The sequence below is a fragment of the Spiribacter onubensis genome, from assembly GCF_040838425.1.
Classification (GTDB): domain Bacteria; phylum Pseudomonadota; class Gammaproteobacteria; order Nitrococcales; family Nitrococcaceae; genus Spiribacter; species Spiribacter onubensis.
This window is the reverse complement of record NZ_JBAKFI010000012.1, coordinates 1-8,105: the sequence shown is the minus strand read 5'-3', so window position 1 is coordinate 8,105 and position 8,105 is coordinate 1. Positions and strand designations below refer to the sequence as shown.

Annotated in this window: 10 protein-coding genes; 6 read left to right on the top strand and 4 right to left on the bottom strand. The window is 57.4% G+C overall.

All coding sequences use genetic code 11. From position 1 onward, the window contains the following. Nucleotides 1–124 (top strand): transposase (locus V6X63_RS10605; protein WP_367978695.1); only part of this gene is annotated, 124 nt, incomplete at its 5' end. A gap of 82 nt (nt 125–206) precedes the next feature. Here the strand turns inward: V6X63_RS10605 and V6X63_RS10600 are convergent. From V6X63_RS10600 to V6X63_RS10585, 4 genes are all read right to left on the bottom strand, one after another. After that, nucleotides 207–1,568 carry a type II restriction endonuclease gene (locus V6X63_RS10600; RefSeq protein ID WP_367978918.1) on the bottom strand — a complete coding sequence of 454 codons (1,362 nt, stop codon included), beginning with the start codon at nt 1,566–1,568 and terminating at the stop codon, nt 207–209. Then, complete coding sequence (locus V6X63_RS10595; RefSeq protein WP_408022314.1) at nt 1,565–2,014, bottom strand: very short patch repair endonuclease; 450 nt, start codon at nt 2,012–2,014, stop codon at nt 1,565–1,567. Before V6X63_RS10595 ends, V6X63_RS10600 begins: the two co-directional genes overlap by 4 nt. A gap of 1 nt (nt 2,015) precedes the next feature. Beyond that, the gene (locus tag V6X63_RS10590) at nt 2,016–2,804 is read right to left on the bottom strand and encodes a DNA cytosine methyltransferase (protein WP_367978916.1); all 789 of its coding nucleotides are present in this window, start codon (nt 2,802–2,804) and stop codon (nt 2,016–2,018) included. A gap of 283 nt (nt 2,805–3,087) precedes the next feature. Further along, nucleotides 3,088–3,471, bottom strand: a complete 384-nt coding sequence (locus V6X63_RS10585; protein WP_367978915.1) for a hypothetical protein — start codon at nt 3,469–3,471, stop codon at nt 3,088–3,090. A 466-nt stretch (nt 3,472–3,937) separates the two neighbouring features. Between V6X63_RS10585 and V6X63_RS10580 the strand changes: the two genes are divergently transcribed. The 5 genes from V6X63_RS10580 (at nt 3,938) to V6X63_RS10560 (ending at nt 7,992) form a co-directional block, all read left to right on the top strand. Next, nucleotides 3,938–4,123: a hypothetical protein gene (locus tag V6X63_RS10580; RefSeq protein ID WP_367978914.1), complete on the top strand. Its 186-nt coding sequence runs from the start codon at nt 3,938–3,940 to the stop codon at nt 4,121–4,123. After that, nucleotides 4,123–5,943, top strand: coding sequence for a hypothetical protein (locus V6X63_RS10575; RefSeq protein WP_367978913.1), 1,821 nt, complete (start codon nt 4,123–4,125; stop codon nt 5,941–5,943). Before V6X63_RS10580 ends, V6X63_RS10575 begins: the two co-directional genes overlap by 1 nt. Next, the gene (locus tag V6X63_RS10570) at nt 5,931–6,719 is read left to right on the top strand and encodes a hypothetical protein (protein ID WP_367978912.1); all 789 of its coding nucleotides are present in this window, start codon (nt 5,931–5,933) and stop codon (nt 6,717–6,719) included. Before V6X63_RS10575 ends, V6X63_RS10570 begins: the two co-directional genes overlap by 13 nt. After that, nucleotides 6,716–7,480 (top strand): hypothetical protein, encoded by a 765-nt coding sequence (locus V6X63_RS10565; protein ID WP_367978911.1) that lies wholly within the window; start codon nt 6,716–6,718, stop codon nt 7,478–7,480. The genes V6X63_RS10570 and V6X63_RS10565 overlap by 4 nt, the downstream gene beginning before the upstream one ends. Nucleotides 7,481–7,773: 293 nt before the next feature. Further along, entirely contained in the window at nt 7,774–7,992 is a 219-nt protein-coding gene (locus tag V6X63_RS10560; protein ID WP_367978910.1) for a hypothetical protein, read from the top strand. Nucleotides 7,993–8,105: the final 113 nt, after the last annotated feature.

Here is an 8,105-nt window from a genome sequence, read left to right as displayed (position 1 = left end):
CAAGAGCCTCATCGAGGGCATCAACAACAAAATCAAGGTCACCAAGCGAATGGCCTACGGCTTCCGGGATGATGAGTACTTCTTCCTGAAGATCCGAGCCGCTTACCCCGGTAATGCGCGATGAACCAAAAAACAGCTCTTCGGAGAGATAGAATCATCGAGGACGTGACATCTATCCTCCTGATGCGCGCCATAAGAAATTTCCATTATTGCCAGTTTTTAATATGTGGAGCAACTACGCTATCGCAGAATTCCCGAAAGCTAAGGACATTTTCATACCGTTCGTACTCGGTTTCCTTTGCATGCTTAAGACTTTCGGGGATGACCAGTTGGACGCCGAGAGAGGCCATGTCCTCGATGGCATTACCCGCGATGTTCTCGTCGATGGTGGTCAGGTACAACGACCGTTTACCTTTCTCGCGTTCGACCTGTTTCCAGCGCTCGCGGAGCGTTGTCTTCGCGCTTAGGATTAGGCCGGTCTCGGCTTCGGACTTCTTCGCGTTAATGAACTTGAGGGAGGGCAGGATGAAATCGGGACGCTTGCGCGCCTCGATTATCACCTGCTTCTCGTAGGGAATGCCGCCGCCCGCAAGCATGGCCTCGATGTGATGCTCGTAAGAGTAGCCAGCGCGCGATTTCCGCTGCTGGCTAGCCGAGAGCATCAACCGGTCGATCTCGGGCAGCTCGTCCACCAGGCGGCGGATTACGTGCGCTGCATCTACTGTGACCGGATCATCGCCCATGACGATTCGGACAAGCGCCACCGTCCGCTCGCGGCGCTGAAACTCGCGGAACAAGTCCCATTCGATGTTTCTGCTGATCTCGCGCAGGGCGTCTCCTGGATTGCGGATTTCGAATGGGTTCAGGGCGGTTAGCCCATGGCGCTCCAGGTACTGGCTGCACGCCATACCTGCCAAATCGGTCGTATTCGGCATGGCCGCGTTTTCCGCTGCGAACGGAATGATCTCGCCCGCCAGCCATGCTTTGATGACCTGTTCGGCAAAATCGAGAATGAGTTCGCGCTCTTGCTCGACGGTTCCCGCAGGATCAAACTCCCCGATGACGAAATCCGCCGTCAGGGCGAGCAATTCCGTCAGGTGGGCCGCATCATCGGAGCCAGAGTCTATCGTCAGGCACTCGTAAAGTGGTTCAGGTTCGCTCTTGATCCGCCCCATTACAAGGAAAGAGGCAGGCAAAAGATCAGAGAAAATCGCCTTGGGAAGCCGTGTCAGATGTGTTTCCTGACCCTTGCTGGTGTAATGAACAAGACGCGTTTCCTTCGGCTCGTCCGATGCCTGCGGCCAGACGATCTTGAAGAACCGTTCCCTGATTTCATCGGCCTTTGGATCATTCCGAGTTTTCATGTGGAGCGCCGGGAAAAAGCCGCCGTCGCGGTGCTCGTGAGGAATATAAACGCCTGCCTGATGCTTGTTATCGCAGCGCGCCCAGTCACGGTCATTGTTGGACAGCTTCTTCACGAAAAGCCGGTCGGCCTTTTCAAATAGTGCGAGAAAAAGATCAGTGTCGTTGGCCGGTTCAGAAAAAACAACCTCGCTCTGCTGACTCATACAACACTCCCTGCGATTTCTCCGGTTTCCCCGCCGGCGGCGAGCCGTTGGCACAGCCGGTTCATTAGGTTCTCGAATTCAAGCCGCGTTTTTCCCTTGAGCGCGCCTTCCGAGATCACGAACCGTCGCCAGCCCTGATCGCGCAGAGCCGCTTCGACTTCGGCATCGCGGGTACGGTTGCGGTCGATCTTCTGCTGCCAGAATTCCGTGCGTGTCGAGGGCAGCTTGAACAGGTGGCACTCATGGCCATGCCAGAAGCAGCCATGAACGTAGATCGTCGCACGGTAGCGCCGCAGGAACAGGTCTGGCTTACTAGGAACCGCGGGAGCATGCAGCCGGAAGGGATCGCTGCGCGCGTGGAGCGCCTTGCGAATCATCAACTCCGGTTTCGTGTCCTTGCCCCTGATACCGGACATCATCCGACTGCGCGTGTCCCTGTCTACGATATCAAGCGACGACCTTCTCTTCCTCCGCCGCAGCCTTGGCTTTGGTCGGCTTTGCCGTCTGGTGCACTGTGGCTGTGCCGGTGATGAAGGGCTGCATGTGGCGGGCCACGGCCTCGACAACAGGCACGACAACAGCGTTGCCGAATTGCTTGTGGGCCTGCGTATCCGAAACCGGAATCTTCACCGACTTCCCGTCGCGGCCATCAAAACCCGTCAGGCGCGCGCATTCGCGTGGGGTCAGGCGGCGCGGATTCTCGCGCGGCCCCTGACTGACCAGAGTTTCCGAGCCGTCCTTGTAGTAGCGCGCCGACAGCGTGCCTTGCGCATCGCACCGGAAGCCGTGCGGGCGTCCAAGCGAGCTCTTCTTAGCCACCCCCGCAATCGAGAAGGGCTGGCGTGGGAAGCCCGCCAGCAGCATGTCATGTTCGGGAATGTCGCCGACAGGGGCGGTGGTGATGTCACCGGCCACGTCATGGTCACACTTGTGGTTCGCCAGATAGGTTTCGGCGCAGAGCCGGTCGCGCTCTGAGGTGAACACGCACTTGCCGCCGATGGCCTCGAAGCCCTTCCGCATCCCGCCGATCCCGGCGAACAGATCGATGAAGCGGAACGCGCCCTGCGCGGGCGGCTTGATCTTGGTGATGGCCCGAAGCGTCTCAAGCGCGGCCTTGCGCGGCGCGCTCTCGCCGGTCTCCCACCTGTAGATGGTGCGCTCGCAGTAGCCCAGCTTCTCGACCGCCTGCACGATGGAGTAGCCCGCTTCCTGCCTAAGTTTGGGAAATTCGTTCATGCTGCCCTCGTTTCTATGGTAATCACCCTGACATCACGGCAAGAGAACATCAACAGAACATGCACGATATCTTGGGGTTATACACACCATAGTTCCCAGATGGAGCGCGGATGACCAAGCGCTCAGCTATTGGCGCGCCTTGCCGCTTTCAGGTGGTGTTTAAGCTCGTCCAGCGTCAGGCAGACACCGCGCCGACGATGCACCATTCGGTGGCAGTTGGCGCAAAGTACCGCGACGTCTGTGCGAGGATCAGTCTCGCGAAGCCCGGCATCCGCAAGAGGCATCATGTGCTGAACCTCTGGAAAGCGATGGCGGGGGTTCCCGTATGCCCTCTCGAAATCGAAGCGCAGGCCACACAGGTAAGGCCATGGATCGCCAGAGCCTGCTCTCTCAGGCTCGCGTCCAGTTCACGACGCACAGACACGAAAACCTTCTGGCCGCCCTCGGTGCGCGCCTCGGGAGAGGCGGCGTTCTGCTCAACGGTGAAGGAGATGCCACGTTGAGGCGCAAGAACGAACGCTTCCAGCTCGCCATCGTCCCGGTGCTCCCACTCCTCATATACGCGGAGGAAGCTCGGGCTGAGTGAAGCCTGCTTGTCCTCTTTGTAGAACCACCCGATGTGCCCGTTATCTAAAAGCGTATCGCAGCTATCACGCGCGTTCTCCATGCTGTTACGGAACTGCGATGGCGTGCGACCGTCTCCCATCGCGTCGTAAAAGTAGTCGTAGGCCTCCTTTCAAGAGGAGACATGCAGGGCTGGGGGGCGGCGTAGCAACGCCCAGAACCTTCTGCTTTCTGGCTACGCTGACCTGTGGGCGAGTTGGCCGACGCGCCTTTCATGAGCCTCTCGGCAAGCATGAAAAATCGACGTCAGTGGGTGCGATGCTATGGGGCGCTTCCGGTCGTGCCAGAGCGGTGCTGAGCGTACAAATTTGACCTTCTTACGGTCATACAGGGCTACATTATACGAATATATATAAAAAATGTTGCTTGCAATTGTTATATTTATGCGCTATATATGCACATAGAGGCGGTGACGAGCCCGTCATCCGCGCGAGGGATAGCTACTGAGAGGGTGTTGCGAGATTGTGAGAGATAAGAGGCAAAAATTCGTCGAGCTTGCAGAGGCACGCGTGAACCGTGCGATCAAGGATGTCCGGCTGATCGGTAATCTATCGAATCGCAACTCTTATGAGTACACGCCCGAGGATACTAGGAAGATATTTCGGGCCTTGCAGCGAGAGCTTGATGCCGCAAAGGCGCGCTTTGCCGGGGATGGAGGGGAAAAAGGTAATCTGTTCACGCTTGGGGATGATTGATGGGGACTTGGAAGTTTAACGATTTCATCCCTTCTGATGTTGAGGTTGAGCTCACACAGAAGGATCAATTCGACAACGATGAAGTTGACCTCCGCCATGCTTTGGTGCGGGAGGCAATTCAGAACTCCGGGGATGCTCCTGCCGGCGACGGGCCGGTCAAGGTGCGCTTCGGCTTTACCAAAATTGCGGGTGGCAATCTTGACCGCTTCGTTGCGCACTACGATGGGCTCCGGCCGCATCTGCGAGCGTGCGAGATCGATACGGCAGTGCTTGAGGCCGATAGCATGCGCTCACTCGTTATCGAGGACTTCAACACTAAAGGGCTCACAGGAGCGCCGGACGACCTTGATGACGGAAACTTCCACAACTTCTGGCGCAGGCACGGCAAGTCCAAGAAGTCGGGAAAAGCCGGCGGAAGGTGGGGGCTCGGCAAGCTTGTCTACCCTGCCTCCTCACAAATCCGGGCCTTCTACGGCCTTACGGTTCGTGACGGTGATACGGGTCCGCTGCTCATGGGGCAGGCAGTGTTGGAGAACCACAAGACCGACGACGGGAAACATTTCAAGCCGCACGGGTTCTGGTACTCGGGAAGTCATTCAGATGAGCTCAGGCTACAGCTGCCGATTATCGAGTCTTCTGAGATCACTCTTTTTCGTGAGGCTCTGGGGATAACAAGAACAGACCAGACCGGCCTTTCGATAGCGGTCCCGTTCGTCCATGATGAAATCACGGAGCCGGTACTGATCGAAGCGGTGCTGGAAAACTATTTCTTTCCGCTGCTCACCGGGCGACTTGAAGTCGAGGTCGGCAGCACGCTGATCGACCGTCACACATTCATGGATGTGGCGGCCGCTCAGGACTCAAAGGTTCTCAAAGACTTGCCGTTCGACTTCATCCGCGAAGTCAGCGAGGCAGACGGGGAAGAAGCGGTGGTTGCATCGCGTCACATCGGACCATCACGTCTCGATGCTAAAGCCTTCCCGGACGCCGTCATTGAGGAGGTCAAGCAGCGTTACAAGGCAGGCAAGAGTGTCTGCGTGCATGCTCCAGTAAGCCTCACGAAGAAAGATCGCCAGCAGGTCGAGGGCACCGCGCGCCTTTTTCTGAGGGCTTTGCCTGAAGGACACAAGCCCTATGCGCTGTTCTCTCGCGGCTCTATCGTGCTTCCCGGCGAGCGGCGTTATTTTGCGGACTCCGCAGCCTACGGTGCATTTGTCGTAGATGACGATGACCTGGCTTCGTTCCTCGGCGATGCCGAAAACCCCGCCCACACAAGCTGGAACGGAAATGCCGAAAAGCTTTCGAAAAACTGGAGCAATTCCGGCAATACTCTCCGGGCGATCCGCTATGCGCTCCGCGATCTCTACACCCTCGTAGCCGAACAGGTGGAGTCCCACGACGCGGATGCGCTTGTAGATTTCTTTTCTCTTGCGGAACAATCTGCTGCCAAGAAAGGAAAGAAACGGAAGACGCCGAAACCTGATCCCGACGTAACTCCGCGAGAGCCAGCAATCCGGATACAGGCACGCAAGGGCGGCTTCCGGATAGCGTCAGGCCCTGCAGCCAAGGAATGGACATTTCCGCGACTGGTCCGGGCACGACTCGCCTACGATCTGATAGGCGCTGACCCCTTCAAGCGGCACAGCGTGCACGATTTCGACCTTACCAAGAACCGGATATCGCTCGATACGATCAATCTCGAGATCGTAAAAAGAGAGAAGAACGCCCTCATACTAAAGGCAGAGGCTGACGACTTCAGCCTTGATGCCTCCGGCTTTGACGACAATCGCGATCTGGTGGTGGAGGCATGGGCAAGATGAGCTCGGCGAAGAAAAGGATTAACCATACCGGTCGGAAGAAAATACTATGCGACGCCATTGATATCGAGCTCCATTCAGCCTCCATGGGGGAGCCTCTCATGGCGACCCCGCGTCTTGACCTCTCCGAGATGAAGCTGCCAGACGACGCAGCTGTTGTGATAGAGGCGTACTACAAATCCTCCGGCATGCGCTTCGATTGCGGGACGGTAGGCAAACTGAACCTGCCTCCCAAAATAGAGCTCGATCAGTTTGATCCCTCGGTTTCCATTCTTTTCCGCATTAAGGTGGTGGATACCGGTCAGCAGCCGGGGCGACTCGTTGCTTCAGCTGAGCGTATTCGTCCCCGGAGCGACGAGGAAGAGAAGGGGCGCAGAAGTATCTTTCCGATAAAGGAGCTGGATCTTGGCCACGAGGTCTGGCGAACCGATCTTGATCAGGATGCCGGCCCAGTCCTCAAGCTTAATTACAGGATTCCGGGCTTCAAGCAGGCCATTTTGGACAATCCGATGATGCGCGGTCTCCTGTTGCCGGCTGCACTCCGCCCGGTGCTTGAAGAGATCGCTCGCAATCCTGCTTTCGATGAAGATGATGAGGCAGACTGGAAGCGGGACTGGGTGACCTTCTGCAGGGATCAGCTGGGGGCTGATCCGGACGATATTGACCGTTCCGATGACGAAGGAAAGGAAACCTGGATTCGTACCGCCACCCAGAAGTTTTGTCAGGATATTGGGTTTGTGGATGCGATTGTTGCGAGCGTGAAGGAGGATGTCCAATGAGTGCAGAGTTTCGCATCCTGAATGACAGCGGCCTCGAGGCATTCCGGGAGTACATCGCTTCCGGTGCATCGGGCGAAGTTCCACGCGAGCTCCTTCGCAATCCCGAGACTTCTTCTGCCTGTCCGGTGACGATTCTGATCGAGCGGATCAGCTTTCAGAACCGGTTTGAGTTCGGTCAGTATCTCGGTAAGGTGCTTTCTACTATGGATCAGGCAAGGCTCGCAACGGACCGCCATATCTGGTCGAGTCTCGCACTGCAGTGGTTCGACCTGCTTTGCCCGGTGAAGGGCAACGGTAAACGTGATGTGAAGGAGGAATGCCGGTACATCCTGAGTCGTGACTACCGCCACTTTTACCGACATCTGGTCCGCTCGCCATGGCAACTTGTGCGTGACCACGGTGACAATTCGAGGTTTTTACTTATTGCGCCCCGGCACTCGGATCATCCACTCAGCGTGCACGGCGAGATATTGGAGCAGATCGGCTCCAGGCAGCAGGTGCTTGGCAGCCCGTCGGTCATTGCTGCGGCGAATGCCCTGTACTTCGATCACGAAAGCGGGCGTCCCAAGAAGGGCGCGGCCGGGAGCAGCAGGGGTAGTGCGCGACGTCTTGGGCTTGTGCTTCGCCAACTGGACCTAACCTTCGATGCTGAAGGTATGCCCGAGGTCGCACTCTTCGATGTACTGCCTGAGGAGTTCGAACGATGGATGCCGGAAGAGGCGGAGCAACACAGCGGGCTCGCTGGTTCTGCTGGCTCCTGAGAATTCTAATTTGAGGAAATGAGTGCCAACGGGAGCGCACCGTCCATCGAGTGGTGGAGGGCGAGGCTGTCGCGAACCGAGCCCGCAGGCGGTCTCGGCTATGCGGATATTGTGTATGAGTTTTGATGATCCGCTATCGGGTCAACATGCTGGGATACAATCAGCGCGGCAAGAGGGCTGCGTGTTAAAGGCCATCTAGGCTGACCCTACTACGGACAACAATTTTGGTTCTTCGCACATCAGTGGGGTAATGGCCTAGTCTCTGTCCTGTCACAGGTGATGGAGGACAGGTCATGGACCAGGGTCAGGCACTGCTCGATGCACTCGGTGAGAGGGAGGGCTTTGAGGTCACCGGCGTGGAGCGCCGCGAGGGTGATCCCGACGAGATCCACGTCTCGCTCAAGCCCAGAGAAGATGTCCCGCCGTACTGCAACTGCTGCGGCCGGGCGTGCGACCGGGTTCACGAGCATGTCCATCGCACGGTCCGCGATCTGCCACGGGAGTGTAGGTAATTCTGTGTGTGAGCCATACGATAGATCCGACAGGGAGATGAACGTATGGCACGTAAGAAGCACACCGACGGTATTAACCGGGATATTCTCGACGAGCTGATCCGCGAGCGTGG